18 protein-coding genes, 1 other RNA gene and 1 riboswitch are annotated in these 17,699 nt (G+C 71.5%); of the genes, 6 read left to right on the top strand and 13 right to left on the bottom strand.

All coding sequences use genetic code 11. The features are described from left to right. Nucleotides 1–137 precede the first annotated feature (137 nt). The 11 genes from cobS to ACXJLU_RS28985 are packed head-to-tail and all read right to left on the bottom strand — an operon-like array spanning nt 138 to nt 11,060. Nucleotides 138–929 (bottom strand): adenosylcobinamide-GDP ribazoletransferase, encoded by a 792-nt coding sequence (gene cobS, locus ACXJLU_RS29035; protein ID WP_457336994.1) that lies wholly within the window; start codon nt 927–929, stop codon nt 138–140. A gap of 3 nt (nt 930–932) precedes the next feature. Then, nucleotides 933–1,976, bottom strand: coding sequence for a nicotinate-nucleotide--dimethylbenzimidazole phosphoribosyltransferase (cobT, locus tag ACXJLU_RS29030; protein ID WP_457336992.1), 1,044 nt, complete (start codon nt 1,974–1,976; stop codon nt 933–935). 3 nt (nt 1,977–1,979) lie between these two features. Next, the gene (locus tag ACXJLU_RS29025; RefSeq protein WP_457336990.1) at nt 1,980–3,449 is read right to left on the bottom strand and encodes a cobyric acid synthase; all 1,470 of its coding nucleotides are present in this window, start codon (nt 3,447–3,449) and stop codon (nt 1,980–1,982) included. After that, complete coding sequence (locus tag ACXJLU_RS29020) at nt 3,446–4,387, bottom strand: aminotransferase class I/II-fold pyridoxal phosphate-dependent enzyme (protein WP_457336988.1); 942 nt, start codon at nt 4,385–4,387, stop codon at nt 3,446–3,448. Before ACXJLU_RS29020 ends, ACXJLU_RS29025 begins: the two co-directional genes overlap by 4 nt. Further along, the gene (gene cbiB / locus ACXJLU_RS29015) at nt 4,384–5,355 is read right to left on the bottom strand and encodes an adenosylcobinamide-phosphate synthase CbiB (protein WP_457336986.1); all 972 of its coding nucleotides are present in this window, start codon (nt 5,353–5,355) and stop codon (nt 4,384–4,386) included. The genes ACXJLU_RS29020 and cbiB overlap by 4 nt, the downstream gene beginning before the upstream one ends. Beyond that, nucleotides 5,355–5,924, bottom strand: coding sequence for a cob(I)yrinic acid a,c-diamide adenosyltransferase (gene cobO / locus ACXJLU_RS29010; protein WP_457336984.1), 570 nt, complete (start codon nt 5,922–5,924; stop codon nt 5,355–5,357). The genes cbiB and cobO overlap by 1 nt, the downstream gene beginning before the upstream one ends. 4 nt (nt 5,925–5,928) lie before the next feature. Continuing rightward, complete coding sequence (locus ACXJLU_RS29005) at nt 5,929–6,690, bottom strand: ABC transporter ATP-binding protein (RefSeq protein WP_457336982.1); 762 nt, start codon at nt 6,688–6,690, stop codon at nt 5,929–5,931. Then, nucleotides 6,687–7,649, bottom strand: a complete 963-nt coding sequence (locus ACXJLU_RS29000; RefSeq protein ID WP_457336996.1) for a FecCD family ABC transporter permease — start codon at nt 7,647–7,649, stop codon at nt 6,687–6,689. Before ACXJLU_RS29000 ends, ACXJLU_RS29005 begins: the two co-directional genes overlap by 4 nt. Before the next feature lie 46 nt (nt 7,650–7,695). After that, complete coding sequence (locus tag ACXJLU_RS28995; RefSeq protein WP_457336980.1) at nt 7,696–8,583, bottom strand: ABC transporter substrate-binding protein; 888 nt, start codon at nt 8,581–8,583, stop codon at nt 7,696–7,698. Further along, on the bottom strand, nt 8,580–9,143 hold the full coding sequence (locus ACXJLU_RS28990) for a bifunctional adenosylcobinamide kinase/adenosylcobinamide-phosphate guanylyltransferase (RefSeq protein WP_457336978.1): 564 nt from the start codon (nt 9,141–9,143) through the stop codon (nt 8,580–8,582). Before ACXJLU_RS28990 ends, ACXJLU_RS28995 begins: the two co-directional genes overlap by 4 nt. 9 nt (nt 9,144–9,152) lie before the next feature. Continuing rightward, on the bottom strand, nt 9,153–11,060 hold the full coding sequence (locus ACXJLU_RS28985; RefSeq protein ID WP_457336976.1) for a TonB-dependent receptor: 1,908 nt from the start codon (nt 11,058–11,060) through the stop codon (nt 9,153–9,155). A gap of 156 nt (nt 11,061–11,216) precedes the next feature. Further along, nucleotides 11,217–11,450, bottom strand: a riboswitch (cobalamin riboswitch). Nucleotides 11,451–11,512: 62 nt separating this feature from the next. Between ACXJLU_RS28985 and ACXJLU_RS28980 the strand changes: the two genes are divergently transcribed. The 5 genes from ACXJLU_RS28980 to ACXJLU_RS28960 all read left to right on the top strand — a co-directional run bounded on the left by ACXJLU_RS28980 (nt 11,513) and on the right by ACXJLU_RS28960 (nt 13,607). Next, nucleotides 11,513–11,743 (top strand): cell division protein ZapB, encoded by a 231-nt coding sequence (locus tag ACXJLU_RS28980; RefSeq protein ID WP_073467637.1) that lies wholly within the window; start codon nt 11,513–11,515, stop codon nt 11,741–11,743. Continuing rightward, nucleotides 11,740–12,060, top strand: a complete 321-nt coding sequence (locus ACXJLU_RS28975; RefSeq protein WP_457336974.1) for a cell division protein ZapA — start codon at nt 11,740–11,742, stop codon at nt 12,058–12,060. The genes ACXJLU_RS28980 and ACXJLU_RS28975 overlap by 4 nt, the downstream gene beginning before the upstream one ends. Nucleotides 12,061–12,100: 40 nt before the next feature. Then, a non-coding RNA gene (ssrS, locus tag ACXJLU_RS28970) (6S RNA) lies at nt 12,101–12,281 on the top strand. A 25-nt stretch (nt 12,282–12,306) separates the two neighbouring features. After that, the gene (locus ACXJLU_RS28965; RefSeq protein WP_457336972.1) at nt 12,307–12,780 is read left to right on the top strand and encodes an EVE domain-containing protein; all 474 of its coding nucleotides are present in this window, start codon (nt 12,307–12,309) and stop codon (nt 12,778–12,780) included. Then, nucleotides 12,780–13,607 (top strand): sulfite exporter TauE/SafE family protein, encoded by an 828-nt coding sequence (locus ACXJLU_RS28960; protein WP_457336970.1) that lies wholly within the window; start codon nt 12,780–12,782, stop codon nt 13,605–13,607. The genes ACXJLU_RS28965 and ACXJLU_RS28960 overlap by 1 nt, the downstream gene beginning before the upstream one ends. On the opposite strand, the gene ACXJLU_RS28955 is transcribed toward ACXJLU_RS28960, so the two are convergent. Beyond that, entirely contained in the window at nt 13,604–14,638 is a 1,035-nt protein-coding gene (locus ACXJLU_RS28955; RefSeq protein ID WP_457336968.1) for a sensor domain-containing diguanylate cyclase, read from the bottom strand. The two genes, ACXJLU_RS28960 and ACXJLU_RS28955, sit on opposite strands and share 4 nt — an antisense overlap. A 166-nt stretch (nt 14,639–14,804) precedes the next feature. After that, the gene (locus ACXJLU_RS28950; RefSeq protein WP_457336966.1) at nt 14,805–16,079 is read right to left on the bottom strand and encodes an ANTAR domain-containing protein; all 1,275 of its coding nucleotides are present in this window, start codon (nt 16,077–16,079) and stop codon (nt 14,805–14,807) included. Between the two features lie 220 nt (nt 16,080–16,299). Between ACXJLU_RS28950 and ACXJLU_RS28945 the strand changes: the two genes are divergently transcribed. Beyond that, nucleotides 16,300–17,577: an MFS transporter gene (locus tag ACXJLU_RS28945; RefSeq protein WP_457336964.1), complete on the top strand. Its 1,278-nt coding sequence runs from the start codon at nt 16,300–16,302 to the stop codon at nt 17,575–17,577. Nucleotides 17,578–17,699: the final 122 nt, after the last annotated feature.

Raw genomic sequence — 17,699 nt, 5'->3', positions numbered from 1 at the left:
GCCTTCGTGCCGCGCCGCGCGGCGGATGCGTTGCGCGAGGCGCTTCGCGCGGCGCCGGTCGACCGGCACGTCGGTGTGGCCGATGCAGCGCCCGGCCACGCCCTCGGGCCGCGGATGGCGCCACGCATCGATGCGCTTCATGCCCAGCGCAGCGCGACCACCCAGCCCAGCAGCGCGAGCAGCTCGGTGATCTGCTGCGTGGCTCCGAGCGTGTCGCCGGTGATGCCGCCGAGCCGACGACGGAACCAGCGGCCGCATACGACCGTGCCCAGCACGACCCCGGTCAGCGCGGGTGCGACATAGGGCCACCAGCCCCAGCGCAGCGCGACCAGCGCCACCGCCAGCAGCGCGACCCACCCGAGCGCAACGCCCACCCCGAGCGCCGACACCTTCTGCGCGAGCGGCTTCGCCTTCGCCTGCGACACCTCGCCCGCATACGGCAGCAGGCGGATCAACACCACGGCAGCCGCGCGCGACGCGGTGTGCGCGAGCAGCAGCGCCGGCACCGCCAGCGCCATCGGCAGCGCCGACAGCGTGGCCGCCTTCAGCCCGAGCACCAACACCAGCGCGACCGCGCCATAGCTGCCGATGCGCGAGTCCTTCATGATCTCCAGCGCCCGCTCGCGGCTCACCGCGCCGCCGAGCGCATCGCAGGTGTCGGCCAGGCCGTCCTCGTGGAAAGCGCCGGTCAGCCAGACGGTCGCCGCGATCGACAGCCACACGCCGATCGCGGTGCCGAGCGCCTGGCTGCCGACCGCCAGTGCGAGCGCTGCGACCAGCCCGACGAGAAAGCCGACCAGCGGGAAATGCCGCGCGCTCGCGTTCAGCCACTCGGGCTCGAAGCCGATGTGCGCCGGCACCGGCACGCGCGTGAAGAACTGCAGCGCGATCGCGATCAGCCGCAGTTCGTGCAGCACGGCCTTCAGCACGGGTCAGGTCTCGCTGCGGTCGGAGACACCGGCCGATTCGAAGCTCGCCATCTCGGCCAGCACGCGCACCGCGCTCTCCAGCAGCGGCCATGCGAGCGCGGCACCCGAGCCTTCGCCGAGGCGCAGTCCCAGATCGAGCAAAGGCTCTCCGCCCAGCTCGCGCACCATCAGCACATGGCCCGGCTCGGCCGAACGGTGCGCGAGCACGCAGTAGCCGGCCAGCGCCGGCACCAGCCGCGTCGCCACCAGCACCGCGGCGCTCGCGATGAAGCCGTCGACGACGACGACCCGCCGCTCGGCCGCCGCCTGCAGCGCTGCGCCGGCCAGCATCGCGATCTCGAAGCCGCCGAACGCAGAGAGCGCCTGCAGCGGCTGCGTCGCGCCGGCGTGGCGTTCGAGCACCTGCGCGAGCACCGTGCGCTTGCGCGCGAGGCCGGCATCGTCGAGCCCGGTGCCGCGGCCGACGCAGGCGTCGATCGGCTGGCCACTCAGCCGTGCCAACAGCAAGGCCGCGCTGGAGCTGTTGCCAATGCCCATCTCGCCCAGCAGCACCGCATTGCCCGGGAGTTCATGAACGACCGCCATGCCGGCCGCCAGCGCCTGCTGGCATTGGGCCTCGCTCATCGCCGGTCCGGTCAGTGCATCGGCCGTGCCGCGCGCGATCTTGCGGTCGATCAGTCCGACGCGCGGCGCGAAGTCGTGCGCCACGCCGGCATCGACCACCGTCAGCGCGAGGCCGTGCTGGCGCGCGAGCACGCTGACCGCCGCGCCGCCGGCCAGGAAGTTCTCGACCATCTGCCAGGTGACGTCGCTCGGAAACGCCGAGACGCCGCGCGCCGCGAGGCCGTGGTCGCCGGCGAACACCAGCATCTGCGGCCGATCGAGCCGCGGCGCCTCGCTGCGCTGGACCAGCCCGAGCTGCAGCGCGAGCGATTCGAGGCGGCCGAGCGAGCCCTGCGGCTTGGTCTTGCGGTCCAGCCGCTGCTGCAACCGCTGCGCAAGCGCGGCGTCGTCGATCGGGGTGATGGAGGGCAGTTCGAGGCGCATGGGTCAGTCCCTGTTGAAACTACGCGGGGGTTGGAGGAGTTGCATCAACGCGCCGGGCGCGAAGTGCGCGTCGGCGAAATCGGCGAGGCCGTCGAACACGTCGTCGAGCGTGCGCGCGAGTTGGCCGAACAGCGCGCGCAGCACCTCGTCGCATTCGAACACGCCATGTGCATAGAGGCCGAGCACGTTGCCGCGCTGCCAGCCGATCGGCTCGCCGTCGGCATTGCGCAGCGCGACCGCCAGCGGCGCGGTCGCCTGCGTGCGGCCGTGGCGGATCTCGTAGCCGCGCAGCGCGGCCTGCGACAGCGCGGCCCACGGCCCGTCCAGCGTCTCGAAACGCGCGTCGACAGTACGCAGCCGCTTGTCGCGCTCGAAGCGCGTGGCCAGCGGCAGCAGCCCGAGGCCGGTGGCATCGCCGTCGATGCCGAACGGATCGGCCAGCGATTCACCGAGCATCTGCAAGCCGCCGCACAGCCCGAGCACCGGCCGGCCGGCCGCGGCATGCCGGCACACCGCATCGGCCAGGCCCTGCTCACGCAGCCAGGCCAGGTCGCTGCTGGTGTGCTTCGAGCCGGGCAGCACGATCCAGTCGGCATCGGCCAGCGCGGCCGGCGTGCGCGCCCAGCGCATCCGCACGCCGGGCAGGTGGCGCAGCGGCTGGAACTCGTCGAGGTTGCTGATGCGCGGCGGCGCGAGCACGCTGATGCGCAGCCCGTCGGCATCGCCGCTCGGCGTGTCGTCGAACACGCCGTCTTCTTCCGGCAGGCCGTGGCCGCGCCACATCGGCAGCACCGCGAGCGTCGGCACGCCGGTCAGCTGCTGCAGCTGCGACGGGCCGGGCTCGAGCAGCCGCGCATCGCCGCGGAAGCGGTTCAGCACGAAGCCGCGCAGCAGCCGCTGCTCGTCGGGCGCGAGCAGCTGGTGCGTGCCGTACAGGTGGGCGAAGGCGCCGCCGCGGTCGATGTCGCTGACCAGCAGGCACGCAGCGTCGGCCGCGAGCGCGGTGCGCATGTTCACGTAGTCGCTGTGGCGCAGGTTGATCTCGGCCGGCGAACCGGCCCCTTCGATGACGATCACGTCGTGCTCTGCCTGCAGCGAGCGCAGCGCGTCGAGCGCATGCGGCCACAGCAGCGCGCTGCGGTCGTGCCAGGGCATGGCGGCGAGGTCGGCGCGCACCTCGCCCATCAGCACGACCTGGCTCGCGGTGTCGCGCTCCGGCTTCAGCAGCACCGGGTTCATGCGCACGTCGGGCGCGGCGCGCGCGGCCAGGGCCTGGAAGTACTGCGCGCTGCCGATCTCGCCGAGGCGGCCGCCCAGGCCCGGCACGACGCGCGCGTTGTTGCTCATGTTCTGCGCCTTGAACGGCGCGACCTTCAGGCCCTGGCGCGCATACCAGCGGCACAGCGCGGTCGCGAGCCAGCTTTTGCCGGCACCGCTGGTGGTGCCGAGGACCATCACCGCGCGGGCGGTCATCGCGTGGCCTCCGTCCACGCACGGGCCAGCGCATCCTGGGCCTCGGGCGGCTGCACGCTGAGGCGCACGGCGCCGGGCAGGCCCATCGAGGTGGTGTCGCGCAGCTTGATGCCGCGTTCGCGCAGCGCCGGCAGCCGGTCGATGAGGCCGGGGGCGCGGGCGATGTGGAACGGCGTCTCGCTGGGCTCGCACTGCCAGCCGAGCGATGCGCACAGCGCGAGCTGGCGGGTCTTCCAGGCGCGCAGCGTGTCGAGCGAGGCCTGCAGCCAGGCCTGCACGGCGGGCAAGGTCCAGGCCTGCAGCATCAGCGCCGCATGCGCGCCGAGCGGCCACGACGGGGCGAGGGCTTCGAGCTGCGCGATGGTGATCGCGTCATGCGACGGGGCGATCGCATAGGCGCCGCGGATGCCGGTCAGGCCGAGCGCCTTGTTCGGCGACCAGAGCTGCCATGCGGCCTCGGGCGGTGCGGGGTCGTCGCCTTGCAGCGTCAGCGGGGCGTAGGCGCGGTCGACGACGTGGATTGCGCCGGGGGTCAGCGGGAGCGGCGTCGAGCGCCCGAGCGGGCTGCCGGGCGAGGCATGCCAGACGAGCGTGGCGGCCTCGCGTTCGACCTCGCGCAGGCCGCGGGCCAGGGCTGCCGCCGCGTAGTCGCCGTAGCAGGGCCGTGGGATGAACACGCCGGCGCCCGGCCGGGTCAGCGCGACGGCGGTGCTGATGCGCGCGATGAACTCGCTGGCGCTGGCGGCGATCACGATGCGGTCGGCGGTGACGTGGTGGTGCGCCGCCAGCGCGCGACGCAACGCGGTGTACGACGGATCGGGGTAGCGCGTCGGGTCGGCGTCGCGCCAGTCGATCGGCGCGGGGCCGCAGGCGTTCGCGTTGGTCGAGAAATCGTGGCGGGGGATGCCGTGCGCGTCGGGGCCGCCGTGGATCGTCATGAAAGGACCCGCCCTTCGACACGGGCCTTCGACAAGCTCAGTCCCTGCTCAGGGTGAACGGGAGGGGTGTCGGGGTGCCACAGCAGCAGTGCAGAGGCCGCCATCGCCACGGAAATCCACGCAGCCACGCCGGCACATCGCAAGGCCGCCGCCACGTCCGCCGATTGCGGCGCCCTCGCCTGCGCATTCAAGGTGTACACGCCCGGCTTGCCGAGCCGCACGCCCAGCCGCAGCGCCATCGCGCCCATCGGCCAGCCGCCGTTCGGCGACGGGGTCAGCCGGGATTCGCCCTGCAGCATGCGCCACTGCGCCAGGCGCAGCGACGGGCGCAGCAACACCGCCGTGATGCGCGCCGGCAGCCACGACAGCACGTCGTCCGCCCGCGCCGCCCACTTGCCGGCCCACTCCCACTCGCCGCGGTAGCCCCACATCGCGTCCGCGGTGTTGGCGAAGCGGTACACCAGCGCCCCCGGCAGGCCGGCCACCGCATACCAGAACAGCGGCGCCACCAGCGAATCGTTCAGGTTCTCGGCCAGCGTCTCGATCGCGGTCTCGCGGATGGCGGCTTCATCGAGCACCGACGTGTCTCGGCTGACCACCCGCGCGAGTTGCCGCCGCGCCGCCTCCACGCCCTGCGCCAATGAACCTTCGATCGCCACGACCTCGTCGCGCAGCATGCGCCACGCGAAGCAGGGCTTCAGCAGCAGCGCCAGCAGCGGCACCGACGCCCACCACGGCCACGCCGACAGCGCGCGCTGCAGCAGCCAGCCGACCACCGCGAGCACGGCCGCGCCGACGCACCACGCGAGCGCCCCGCCGATGAAGGCCTGCCACGGCGACCCGCGCCGCAGCACCCGGCCCACCGGTGCCAGCACCCACCCCAGCCACGCCACCGGATGCAGCGCATTGCGCGGCTCGCCGAAGCAGGCGTCCCACGTCCAGGCGAGCAGCAGCGCGGCGCCGAACATCAGTCCTCGATGCCGCGCTGCGCCGGCACGCCGGCCTTGTAGTGGTGCTTGACCAGCGTCATCTCGGTGACGGTGTCGGCCAGGTCGACCAGCTCGGCCGGCGCTCCGCGCCCGGTCAGCACGACGTGCACATGGGCCGGCCGCTCGCGCAGGCAGGCCAGCACCGCGTCGAGCGCCAGCCAGCCGTAGCGCAGCGGGTACATCACCTCGTCGAGCACGACCAGGAAATGCTCGCCGGCGCGGATCGTCGCCTCGGCGCGCGCCCAACCGTCCTTCGCGAGCTGCGCCGAATGCTCCAGGTCGCGGCTCTTCCAGCTGAAGCCGTCGCCCAGGCCCTCGATCGGCACGCCGAGCTGCTCGAACACCCGGTGCTCGCCGAAGCGGGCCGACGGCACCTTCATGAACTGGTAGATCTTCACCGCCTTGCCGCGGCCGTGCGCACGCAGCGCGAGGCCGAAGGCCGCGGTGCTCTTGCCCTTGCCGTCGCCGGTGTGGACGATGACGAGCCCGCGGCGCTCGCCGTCGGGCTTGTCGCTGCGCCGTTCGGTCGGCGGGGTTTCGATCTGCATGGGCTCAGTCCAGGTTCGGAATCGTCAGGAATCGCGTGCCGACGCGCTGCACGCGCACCGCGTGGTCGAACACCGATTCGAGTGCGGCATGCACGTGCGGGTCGTCGTGCGCGCCCTCGGCCTCGATGCGGCCCAGCTTCATCACGACCAGCCTGTCGGCCTGCAGCGCGAGCGACAGGTCGTGCAGCACGCTGACCACCGTCTGCGTGCGCGCGAGGCGCTGGAACAGGCGCACCAGCGCCACCTGGTGCGGCGGGTCGAGGTGGGTCGTCGGCTCGTCGAGCAGCAGCACCGCGGCCTGCACCGCCAAGGCACGCGCGATCAGCGCCCGCTGGCGCTCGCCGCCCGACAGCCCGTGCAGCGACCGGTGCTGCCACGCGCCGCATTCGGTCGCAGCCATCGCCGCATCGACGATCGCCTCGTCGTCCGGCCCCGGCGGCGTGAACAGTCCCAGGTGCGGCAATCGGCCCAGGTGCACCACGTCGCGCACCGTCAGCTCGCCACGCGCCTCGCCCTGCTGCGCGAGCCACGCGAGGCGCTGGGCGCGCTCGCGCGCCGGCCAGTCAGCGAGCGCTCGGCCCTGCAGCGTCACGCTGCCCGCAGCCGGCTGCAGCAACCCGGCCAGCACCCGCAGCAGCGTCGACTTGCCGACGCCGTTCGGCCCGACGATCACCGTCCAGCCCGGCTGCAGCGCGAGCGACACGTCGTTCAGCACCGGCGTGCCACCCAATGACACCCGCAGACCCTCGCAAGACAACGCGCTCATTCGATCCCCCGCCGGTGCAGCAGCCACAGCAGGTAGCCGCCGCCGAGCAACGCGGTCAGCACGCCGACCGGCAGCTCCTGCGGTGCGATCAGCAGGCGCGCCAGCACGTCGGCTGCGAGCAGCAGCGTGCCGCCCACCAGCGCGCTGACGACCAGCAGGTAACCCTGCGCCGACGGCGCGAAGCGCCGCACCAGGTGCGGCGCGACCAGCCCGACGAACGCGATCAGGCCCGACTGCGCCACCGCCAGCCCGGTCGCCAGCGCCAGCACGATCACCAGCACCAGGCGCAGCTTCGGCAGGTCGAGCCCCAGGCTCAGTGCGCTGTCGGTGCCCAGCGTCAGCGCATCGAGCGCACGCGCCAGCCGCCACGCGAGCGGCACGCACACCAGCGCGCCGGCCCCGAGCAGCAGCACGCTGTCCCAGCCGAGGAACGAGGTGCTGCCGAGCATGAACCACTGCTTGCCGCGCAGCGCATCCGGCGCGACCGTGGTGACGAGGTCGCTGGCCGCGCCGAGCACCACGCCGACCACGACGCCGGCCAGCAGCAGCCGCGTCGTGTGCTGCGCGCCGCGCGACAGCAGCAGCGTCAGCAGCACGCCGCCGAGCGCGCCGAGGAAGGCGCCCAGCACCAGCCCGGCGCGCGACAGCAGGTCGGCGGCCGACAGGCTGATGTAGTGCCCGGCCAGCGCCTGCGCGGCCAGCCCGAGCACCACCGCGAGCGTCGCGCCCGACGCAGCACCCAGCAGGTAGGGATCGGCCAGCGGGTTGCGGAACAGCCCCTGCGCGACCGCGCCGGCCAGCCCGAGCAAGGCGCCGACCAGCCACGCCCCCAGCGTGCGCGGCGCGCGGATCTGGCCGACGATCAGCGACGCATCCGGCCCCCACAGCGACGGCAGCGACCAGCCCTCGCTGCCGGACGCGAGCCCGGCGACGAGCAGCAGCAGCGTCGACACCAGCATCGCGACGACCAGGCGCCGTCGCAGGCGGAGCGCAAGTCCGTTCACGTCAGCGCGGCTCCGGAAGGCCTGCGACGCAGCCGGCGAGCTGCAGCGCCGCCTCGCCCATGCGCGGCCCCGGGCGGATCAGCACCTCGTACTTCGCCGGGTCGAAGCCGCAGCTGCGCCCGCCCTGCACCGCCCGCAGCGCGCGCCAGCCCGGGCGCGCCGGCATCTCGCTCACGTTGCGCTGCGCACCGATCAGGATGTCGGGCTGCGCCTTCAGCACGTACTCCGGGTTCAGCTTCGGGAACGGCCCGAGCTCAGGCGTGACGATGTTGCCGAGGCCGAGCCGCGTCAGCGTCTCGCCGATGAACGAGCTGCTGCCGGCCGCGTACGGCGACGCATCGACCTCGAAGTACACCCGTTGCCCGCGCACCCGCGCCGGCACGCGCGCCGCGGCCTCGGCCATCTCGCGCTGGATGCGCGCCCACACCGGCGCGGCGCGTTCCGGCGTGCCGAGCAGCTGCGCAATCGTGGCCAGGCTGCGCTGCACGTCGGCATGCGTCTTCGATTCGACGACGACGACGCGCACGCCGAGCTGTTCGAGCCGCTCGACGATGCGCGCCGAGGTGGCGGCCAGCACCACGTCGGGCTTCAGCGCGACGATGCGCTCGACCTGCGCATCGTCGATGCCACCCAGCTTCGGCAGCGCCAGCACCTCGGCCGGCGAATTGGAATAGCGGTCGGTGCCGACCAGCCGCGCGCAGCCGCCGAGCGCGCAGACGCTCTCGGTCAGCGACGGCAGCAGGCTGATCACGCGCTGCGGCGGCGCGGGCAGAGTCAGCACACGGCCGCGGTCGTCGGTCAGCGTGATGGGGGCGGCGGTCGCGCACAGGCTCGTCGCGGCGAGCAGCGTCGCGACCAGCAGCTGCCTCAGGATCCCATGCATCGTCATCGCGTCTCCGCCTTCACGGCCAGTTCCAACCCCGCCACCATCAGCGTCACGCGCGCGCAGTGCGCGGCGACCGCCTGGTGCAGGCGCCCCAGTTCATCGACGAAGTGTCGCGCCTCGCGCGTCATCGGCGACAGCCCGAGGCCGATCTCGTTCGACACCAGCACGACCGGGCCCGGCGCGGCATCGAGCGAGCGCAGCAGCGCCTGCGACGCGGCCTGCCAGCTCTCGGGGGCCGGGGCCACGCCCTGCATCGGCATCAGCCAGTTGGTGGTCCACAGCGTCAGGCAGTCGATCACCAGCAGGCGCTGCCGCCGGCTGTGCTCGGCAACGGCCAGCGCCAGGTCGGTCGGCACCTCGTGCGTGAGCATCCGCGGCACGCGCTCGGCGCGATCCCTGCGGTGCTGCGCGATGCGTTCGCGCATCTCGCCATCGCCGGGCAGCGCGGTGGCCAGCAAGGCCGCCTCGTGCCCCGGCACCGCGAGCCACGCGATCGCACGCGACTCGGCGCAGCGCGACTTGCCGCTGCGCTGGCCGCCGAGGATCAGTTCATGGCTCGCCATCGGCCGCGATCAGAACTGGATCCGCACCGAGCCGGTGAAGGCCCGGCCGTCTTCCGGGTAGATCGAACTGGTCTGGCCACCCACGCAGCGGAAGGCCAGCGTGTAGTACTGCTTGTCGGTCACGTTGGTCACGCCGAGCGCGAACTCCAGCATCTGCCATTGGTAGGCATAGCGCAGGTCCAGCGTCGTGTGGGCCGGCATCGTGCAGGCGTTCTGGAAGTCCGGCGTCTGCGACGACACGTAGTTCACGCCGGCATCGACCCGGTGGCCCGCCGCGAACGACCAGTCGCCGCGCAGGGCCAGCGTGGTCTTCGCGGTCAGCGGCACGTTCTTGCCGTCGTTGCGGCCGGCGGTGAAGCGCGCCTGGCGCTGCGCGGCCACCACCCGCACGTTGGCCGTGCTGCCCAGCGCCTGCGACAACTCCGCCTCGACGCCCTGGCGGCGCGTCGGCGCGAAGTTGATGTTGGCACCAAAGAACTGACCGTTCGGCTCGTTCGGGTCGTAGCCGATCTCGTCCGTCAGCTTGCTGCGGTAGGCGCGCACTTCGGCGCGCGTGCCACCGGCCTGCCAGCGCAGGCCGATCTCGGTGTCGCGCGAGGTCTGCGGGCGCAGCTCGCCGACGGTGAAGCTGTATTCGTCCGCGTTCGCCAGCCGGTAGCTGCTTCCGATCCGGCCGTACACCGAGGTCGAGGTCGACAGCGGCTGCAGCAGGCCCAGCTCCCAGGCGTGCATCGTGTCGTCGATACCGGTGGTCGTGTCGGTGCTGGTCTTCTCGATGTGCTCGCTGCGCCCGCCGACGCTGACCCGCGTGCCCGACGCGAAGCTGTAGTCGTCTTTCGCATAGAGCGCGCGCGAGGTCTGGTCGGCCGTCGAGTTGAAGACCGTCGCGCGCGTCCAGTCAGCATGGTCGATGCCGAAGCTCAGCGCATTGCGGCCGCCGGCCAGCGCCATCTCGTTGCGCGCACGCAGCGCGTAGTTCTTCGCGTTGATGTCGTAGCCGTAGGTCGAGACGCCGCTGCTGGTGCTCTCCAGGTGCTTGTCGCGCCAGCCGGCGTCCAGGCCGAGCTGCCAATCGCCCAGCACCGCCGAGCCGAACAGCCCCTGGTTGCGGTTGCGGATGCGCCCGCGGTCGTTCGGCGTGTTCGTCTGGCGCGGGTTGTCGGCGTACTGTGCGGCCGTCAGCGAACCCGGCAGGCCGCTGTCGAGCTGGTCCCAGCCGGTGCGCGCGCCGACCCGGAAGGCATCGGCGACCTGCCATTGCACGGTGGCCGAGGCGCCTTCGATCTCGGAACGGAAGTTGTCGCGGTGGTTGTCGGTCTCGCGGTGGTTGCCGGCCACGTCGAGCGAGAACTTGCCGGCCACCACGGTGCCGCTGGCGCGCGTGTCGAGCAGCGCGTGGCTGCCCATCGCGGCGTAGACCTGTGCGCCGCTCTTGCGCTGCAGGCCCGCGCCGGCCTTGGTGGTGATGACGATCACGCCGCCGGTCGCGCCTTCGCCGTACAGCACCGCGCCGCTGCCGCGGATCACCTCGATGCGCTCGATCGAATCGATCGGGATGCCGGCGAGCCGCGTGCCGCCGAGGTCGGCCTCGCTGATCTTGATGCCGTCGACGATCACCGCCTGGTTGTTGTCGGAGGTGGTGCCGAAGTTGCGCAGGTCGAGCGAGTAGTCGCCGCCGCCATAGAAATCAAGCCGGCCGGGCACGCCCAGCAGCTTCATGATGGCCTCGTTGACCGTCGTGACGCCGGCTTCGCGGATGTCGGCCGACGTGATCACGCTGACGCCGAACGGCAGCTTCGACGCGTCTTCCGGAAAGCGCGTCGCGGTGACGATCACCGGCGCGAACACGCTGCTGCCGTCGGCCGCGACGGCGGCGGCGGTGGCCGTCTGCGCCTGGGCGGAGGGGACGGTGAGCATGGAAGCGAAAACAGCGGCGCAAGCGCCGGCAAGCAGGCTCGGCGCGACAGGCGCGCGCAGCTGCGGAGTACGAGAATTCATCAGAGGAACTGCCATAGATCTAGCCGCGCGCGCCAGCTTCCCCGCTGGTGCGCACCCATGGCGCCACGCTTGCACGCGGCGCCGCCCTGTTGGCCGGTATCCGGGCTGGCGGAACCACCCGTGCGACCTTCCCAGAGCGGCGAGGCTCCAGTGGCAATGCGCAGGGGTTGAAGCCGATCGGCTTCGTCCGCTTACCGTTGCGGGGGCAGCGCAGGTGGGCCGTGCGACCAGGGCGGTCGAGCAACCTCTGCTTCCCGTTTAACTGTGCCGGCGTGAACACCGGCACGGGCACCAACGGGCGCGATTGTAGGTTGTAAGCCGGGCGGGTCGGCCCCTCTACAATCGGCGCTCCCATCCACCATTGGTGCGCCATGGCCAAGATCCACGAACTCGCAGAACGCCTCGAGCGCCTGCTGCTGCGGCACGATGAACTGAAGCGCACCAACGCCTTGCTGGAACAACAACTCGCGACCGTCACGCATGAGCGCGACAACCTGCGCTCGCGGCTGAACGCCGCGCGCGGCCGCATCGATGCGCTGCTCGAGCGCCTGCCGGCCGATCCGGCGGCCGTCGGTGCCGACACCGGAGCTCGCTCCAAATGAAGCAGATCGAAGTGACGATCATGGGGCAGAGCTACATCCTCGGCTGCCCGGAAGGCGGCGAGTCGTCGCTGCTCGAGGCGGTCGGCAACGTCGACCGCGAAATGAGCGCGATCCGCGACGGCGGCCGCGTCAAGGCGCGCGAGCGGATCGCGGTGCTGGCGGCCTTGAACCTGGCCTACGCACTGGCCGAACGGCCTGCCGCACCGAAGTCATCGCCCGCTCCGGTCGTGCTGTCGTCGAACCCCGAAGACATCGACATAGACGCTTTGATCCGCCGTGTCGACCAAGCCCTTGGCGCCGACGGGCAATTGCTCTGAACAGACACACTCGCGACCGATGACGCGCGTAGAATTCTTCGAGTCCGTTGCGTTCGCGTGAGTTTTATATTTCCTTGAACCGATGCTCTTACGAGCAAGGGCTTGGAACATCGCCCGGTTGGTGTGATCGTCTCGCGTCAGATGAACCCGAAGCCCGGCTGACCTCGCCCACCTGAACTGCCTGGGTTCAGGAATGCGGCTCACGGTGCGTGACGGACACCTTATTTCCCCAGCTTCAGCAGCACCATGACCGAACAGTTCTGGCTCATGAAGAGCGAGCCCGACGAGTGTTCGATCGATGACCTGGCCGCTGCGACCAAGCAGCGCGTGCCCTGGGTCGGCGTGCGCAACTACCAGGCCCGCAATTTCATGCGCGACCAGATGCGCATCGGCGACGGCGTGCTGTTCTACCACTCGTCCTGCCCCGAGCCCGGCGTTGCCGGGCTGGCGCGCGTGGCCGGCGAGCCCACCCTCGACGCGACGCAGTTCGATCCGAAGAGCAAGTACTTCGACGCGAAGGCCACGGCCGAGAAGCCGCGCTGGTGGCATGTCGACGTGGCGCTCGAGCGCAAGACGCGGCTGCTGTCGCTGCGCGAGATGCGCGAATCGCCGGCGCTCGCATCGATGGTGGTGCTGAAGCCCGGCAACCGGCTGTCGATCACGCCGGTGGCGCCGCAGGAGTGGGCCTCGGTGCTCGCCTTGCTGGATCGGAAGCCCTGATGGGCTTCGATCTCGGCTGGCAACTCATCCTCGAACTGCTGATCCTGGGTTCATTCACCGGCTTCCTGGCCGGGCTGCTGGGCGTCGGCGGCGGCGCGATGCTGGTGCCGTTCATGACGCTGCTGCTGACGCTGAAGGGCTTCCCCGAGGCCTACATCGTGAAGATGGCGGTCGCGACCTCGCTGACGACGATCTGCTTCACGTCGATCTCGTCGGTGCGCGCCCACCACCAGCGCGGCGGCGTGCGCTGGGACATCGTCAAGCTGCTCGCGCCCGGCATCGTGCTGGGCTCGCTGCTCGGCGCGCAGATCGCGAAGGCGCTGCCGGCCAACTGGCTGGCGCTGCTGTTCGCGCTGTTCATCGGCTTCTCGGCGACGCAGATGTTCCTCGACAAGAAGCCCAAGCCGACGCGCCAGTTGCCGCAGGGCGCCGGCATGTTCGGCGCGGGCGGTGTGATCGGCATGCTGTCGGCGCTGGTCGGCGCCGGCGGCGCGTTCGTGTCGGTGCCGTTCATGACCTGGTGCAACGTGCCGATCCGCACCGCGGTCGCGACCTCGGCGGCGCTGGGATTCCCGATCGCGCTGGCCGGCACCATCGGCTATGTCTATGCGGGCTGGTCGCTGCACGACATGCCACCGGGCACGCTGGGCTTCATCTACCTGCCGGCGCTGCTGGTGATCGCGGTCGCCAGCGTGATGACGGCACCGCTCGGGGCACGCACCGCGCACCGGATCGACACCGCAAAGCTGAAGCGGGTGTTCGCGCTGCTGCTGTACAGCCTCGCGAGCTACATGCTCTACAAGGGCATCAAGGGGCTGGCCGGCTAGTTCGTCTCGAAGCGGATGCTCGCGAGCGTCACGTGGTTGCCGCCGCGGCGCCGCGCCTCGGCCAGCGCCGCATCGGCAGCGTTCAGCAATTCTTCCTGCGTGTGCGCCGTGTGCGGGAAGCTCGCGACGCCCATCGACACCGTGAAACCGAGGTCGCGCCCGTTCAGCATCACGATCTGGGTCGCGCACTGGCGGCGCAGCCCCTCCATCCGTGCATGGGCGGTGGCCAGGCCGACGCCCGACAGCAGCACCGCGAACAGGTCTTCCTCGAGCCGGCACGACGCATCCATCGCCCGGGTGTTGCTGCGCAGCAGCCGGCCCAGCGCCTCGAGCACGCGCTGGCGTGCCTCGGGGCCCAGGGCCTTGACCTCGTCGGCCAGCGGATCCAGCGCCACCGACACCAGCGCGAACTCACGGTGCTCGCGCGACGACAGATCGACCTCGCGGCGCAGCTGGTCGTCGAAGTGCGCCCGCTGGTACAGCCCGGTCACCGTGTCGCGCAGGCCCTGGTCCTGCATCTCGCGGCGCAAGGCCTCGCTCGCCTGCTGCTGCTGCTCAAGCTGCTGCAGCGCGAGCTGCAGCTGGGTCTCGTGCTGGCGCTGCGTGGTCTGGTCGAGCCACAGGCAGCACAGGTAGCGCGGCGCGCCGCCATCTTGCGCCGCGAGCGCCTGGCGGGTCACGCTGAACTCGCGCCGCCCGCCCTTGCGCTCGATGCGGTGCTCGCTGACCTGCGGCAGCGTCTGCACCATCGCCGACTGGTCGGCTGTGCGCAGCGTGGCGGCCTGGGCCGGGTCGAGCCAGTCTTCGTCGGAGAGGCCGTCGGTGGTGCGGCCAACCAGCGTGTCCATGCGGCCGTTGGCATAGACGTAGCGGCCGGAGGCGATTTCCTTGATGGCCAGCGGGGCGTCGAGCCGGTCGGCCAGCGTGAACACCAGCGCCCCGAGCGCCTGGGGCGCGAGCCCGAGCGATGCGGTGAGCGCGCGCGCGTTGTCCACGCGGGCGGGCACGGCCAGGGGCTTGGTTTCAGTCATGCGATGGGTCGGGTGTGCTGCTTTGAAGCGGCTGGGCGTCCTCTTCACCCCCTTCAGCCGCTTCCCATGTCTCTTCTGTTCATCATAGCGGCAGCAGCTTGCGCCGCCCCCCTCACTCACGGGGTATCTGAGACTTTCAGCCCCTCATTTACAGACCTTCGGCCTGTCAGCCCATCAGCACCTGCATGCTGCGCTCGTATTGGCCGGTCAGCTGCTCGAACAACCCCAGCAGCGTCTCGCTGGCCTCGCCGAGCGCGCGCCGCCCGGGCAGCGCGGCCGCCTGGCCGCCGGCGCGTGTCAGCGCCAGCCAGGCGTCGCGGGCCGCGGCCAGCGATTCGCGGATGTCCGGCGCGCTCAGCGGGATGTCGTCGAGGTAGCGCATCGCGTCGTCGAAGGCGGTGCCGGCCTCGTGGCCGAGCGCGCGCGCCCGCGCCGCCGCGTCGCCGTCCAGCAATTCGGCCAGCAGCACCTGCTTGGCCCAGCGCTGCGACAGCATGCGCTGGCGGCCGCAGACGTTCAGCACATGCAGCGTCGCGACCAGCCCGGCCGTCTCGAGGTTGCTGGTGAGCTGGTCGGCCTGCAGCAGCACGCGCTCGGCGAGCACGTCGACATCGGCCACCAGCGCCCGCACCGGCGGATCGGCGAGCGCCGCCTTCAGCCGCTGCCACGGCACCTCGACGGCGGTCAGCAGGTCGCCGAAGGTGGCCTGCGACACCGCCTTGCGCAAGGCCACCATGTTGGCGTCGATGCGGGTGCGCGATTCGTCCAGCAGCCCGGCATGCGCGCCGCTGTCGACCCCCAGCGCGCTCAGCGCGTACAGCTTGACGATGCGCTGCGACAGCATGCGCAGCTGCCCGGCGCGGTTCACCGCCTCGGCGTAGCGCGCCGCCTCGATCACCTGCTGCGACACCTGGCCGACGCGCTGGTTGCTGTGCATCGAGGCCGTGCGCAGCACGCGGAAGGCCTCGTCCTCGGACACCTGGCGCGCCCGCATCAGGATGCCCTTGGCGCGGTCGACCAGCTTGCGCTCCTCGAAGCGATGCGTCACATCGTCGAGCGCCGCCTGCCGCTTCTGCTCGTGCTCGAAGCGCGCCTGCGCAAGCTGCAGCACCGGCCGCAGCCGCGCCGGCGCATAGCCGTTGACGACGTACGCGTGGATGCCGCTCGCGAGCGCACGCTCGATCTTCTGCGCGTCGGGGTCCTGCGTGAACAGCACCACCGGCCGCGGCGCGGTGGCCGCCAGCAGCGCGCAGGCGTCGAACACCGCCGCATCGCCCGGCGCATCGTGGCAGACCAGCACGTCGGGGCCGAGCCGGATCGCTTCCCGCACCAAGTTGCCGCAGGCCACCGCACCAAGCACGTGAATCCCGCTCGATTGCAGGTCGGCCTGCAAGGCAGGCAGGCCCTGGGACGGACCGAGCAGGATCAGGGCAGAAGTCATGGAAAGCCGGTTCGGCGAGGCCGCCGTCAGAGGAGAAGTGAGCACGAAGCGTGATGCATCGTGCAAGGAACGAACCATACCAGCGCCTCGCACCGCGTCGTTGGCATGGCGCTTGCAAAGCATGGGTCGGGTGTGACGCTGCACCCGACCTTGCCACCGCACCGCGGGTGATGCTCACGACGAAGTGGGCATTCATGTGCCAACAGCTTCGGCGCTGCACATGTCAACCTCGTTCAAGAGCTTCCTGCGCGCGGGCCACGGCCCGACGCTGTTCGCGGCCTTCCTGTATTTCGCGTTCTCCTGCTGCATCTGGGTGCTGAACGGCGCGATGGCGCCCTTCATCAGCGAGACCTTCTCGCTGTCGCCGGCGCAGAAGGGGCTGATGCTGTCGGTGCCGATCATCGCCGGCGCGCTGATGCGCTTTCCGCTCGGCGTGCTGGCGCAGTACATCGGCCGCAAGCGTGCGACGCTGGTCGAGATGGGCCTGATCGCGGTCGCGATGCTGTTCGGCTTCTTCTTCGTGCACAGCTTCAACGAGCTGCTCGCGATGGGCGTGCTGCTGGGCATCGCCGGGGCGAGCTTCGGCGTCGCGCTGTCGCTCGGGGCCGGCTGGTTCCCGCCGCAGCACAAGGGCCTCGCGATGGGGCTGGTGGGCGCCGGCAACGTCGGCACCGCGGTGTCGGTGCTGGTGGCGCCGCCGCTCGCGCAGTGGCTGGGCTGGCAGGCGGTGTACGGCGTCGCGGCCGCGGCGATCGCGGTGCCGATGCTGGTGATGATCCTGCTCGCGAAGGAGCCGCCCGATGTCGACAGCCATGCGAGCCTGCGCGAGCACATCGCCTGCCTGTTCGAGGGCGACGGCTGGGCCTTCAGCCTGATCTACGCGGTGACCTTCGGCGGCTTCATCGGGCTCACGACCTTCCTGCCTTCCTACTATTACGACCAGTTCGGCGTCAGCAAGGTGCAGGCGGGGCAACTGACGATGCTGGCGGCCTTCATGGGCGCGGCGCTGCGCGTGGTCGGCGGCTGGCTCTCCGACCGCTGGGGCGGCGTCAACACGCTGACGGTGGTGCTGCTGGTGGTGGCCGTGTGCCTGGTGCTGACCGGCCTCGCGACCGGCTCGCTGGTGGCCACGACGCTGCTGCTGATGCTGTGCTTCGCGGCGCTCGGGGCCGGCAATGGCGCGCTGTTCCAGCTGGTGCCGCTGCGCTGGCCGATGGCCACCGCGGTGGCGGGGTCGATGATCGGCGAGATCGGCGCGCTGGGCGGCGGGCTGGTGCCGAACGCGATGGGGCTGTCGAAGCAGTACCTCGGCACCTATGCGTGGGGCTTCGTGCTGTTCGCCGCGCTCTCGCTGGTGATGCTGGCGGTGATGCGCGCGCTGCAGATCCGCTGGACGCGGACCTGGGCCGAGAAAGGCGGGCGCGCGCGGCCGGTGGTCGAGGCCGGCGACCTCGGGCTGCGCACGACGCGATTGCAGCCGCACGAGGCCGCCCGATGAACGGAGGATTTTCAGCGCGGCAGGAACAGCAGCCAGTAGATGAGCAGCAGGTTCAGCAGCACCGAGACGCCGAGCGCGATGCGCCCGAGCAGCCGCGGGTCGCGCTGCGCGAGCGGCGTGGC

The sequence above is a fragment of the Rhizobacter sp. P5_C2 genome, assembly GCF_054049715.1.
The sequence above is the reverse complement of the archived record's forward strand: the minus strand, read 5'-3'. Positions and strand labels throughout refer to the sequence as shown.

What these genes read in the sequence shown, in the direction of transcription:
- cobT (WP_457336992.1), bottom strand. Translation starts at nt 1,976, where the DNA reads ATGCGCCTCGAACTGCCCTCCATCACCCCGATCGACGACGCCGCGCTT.
- ACXJLU_RS29025 (WP_457336990.1), bottom strand. Translation starts at nt 3,449, where the DNA reads ATGACCGCCCGCGCGGTGATGGTCCTCGGCACCACCAGCGGTGCCGGC.
- ACXJLU_RS29020 (WP_457336988.1), bottom strand. Translation starts at nt 4,387, where the DNA reads ATGACGATCCACGGCGGCCCCGACGCGCACGGCATCCCCCGCCACGAT.
- cbiB (WP_457336986.1), bottom strand. Translation starts at nt 5,355, where the DNA reads ATGTTCGGCGCCGCGCTGCTGCTCGCCTGGACGTGGGACGCCTGCTTC.
- cobO (WP_457336984.1), bottom strand. Translation starts at nt 5,924, where the DNA reads ATGCAGATCGAAACCCCGCCGACCGAACGGCGCAGCGACAAGCCCGAC.
- ACXJLU_RS29005 (WP_457336982.1), bottom strand. Translation starts at nt 6,690, where the DNA reads ATGAGCGCGTTGTCTTGCGAGGGTCTGCGGGTGTCATTGGGTGGCACG.
- ACXJLU_RS29000 (WP_457336996.1), bottom strand. Translation starts at nt 7,649, where the DNA reads ATGCTGGTGTCGACGCTGCTGCTGCTCGTCGCCGGGCTCGCGTCCGGC.
- ACXJLU_RS28995 (WP_457336980.1), bottom strand. Translation starts at nt 8,583, where the DNA reads ATGACGATGCATGGGATCCTGAGGCAGCTGCTGGTCGCGACGCTGCTC.
- ACXJLU_RS28990 (WP_457336978.1), bottom strand. Translation starts at nt 9,143, where the DNA reads ATGGCGAGCCATGAACTGATCCTCGGCGGCCAGCGCAGCGGCAAGTCG.
- ACXJLU_RS28985 (WP_457336976.1), bottom strand. Translation starts at nt 11,060, where the DNA reads ATGCTCACCGTCCCCTCCGCCCAGGCGCAGACGGCCACCGCCGCCGCC.
- ACXJLU_RS28980 (WP_073467637.1), top strand. Translation starts at nt 11,513, where the DNA reads ATGGCCAAGATCCACGAACTCGCAGAACGCCTCGAGCGCCTGCTGCTG.
- ACXJLU_RS28975 (WP_457336974.1), top strand. Translation starts at nt 11,740, where the DNA reads ATGAAGCAGATCGAAGTGACGATCATGGGGCAGAGCTACATCCTCGGC.
- ACXJLU_RS28965 (WP_457336972.1), top strand. Translation starts at nt 12,307, where the DNA reads ATGACCGAACAGTTCTGGCTCATGAAGAGCGAGCCCGACGAGTGTTCG.
- ACXJLU_RS28960 (WP_457336970.1), top strand. Translation starts at nt 12,780, where the DNA reads ATGGGCTTCGATCTCGGCTGGCAACTCATCCTCGAACTGCTGATCCTG.
- ACXJLU_RS28955 (WP_457336968.1), bottom strand. Translation starts at nt 14,638, where the DNA reads ATGACTGAAACCAAGCCCCTGGCCGTGCCCGCCCGCGTGGACAACGCG.
- ACXJLU_RS28950 (WP_457336966.1), bottom strand. Translation starts at nt 16,079, where the DNA reads ATGACTTCTGCCCTGATCCTGCTCGGTCCGTCCCAGGGCCTGCCTGCC.
- ACXJLU_RS28945 (WP_457336964.1), top strand. Translation starts at nt 16,300, where the DNA reads ATGTCAACCTCGTTCAAGAGCTTCCTGCGCGCGGGCCACGGCCCGACG.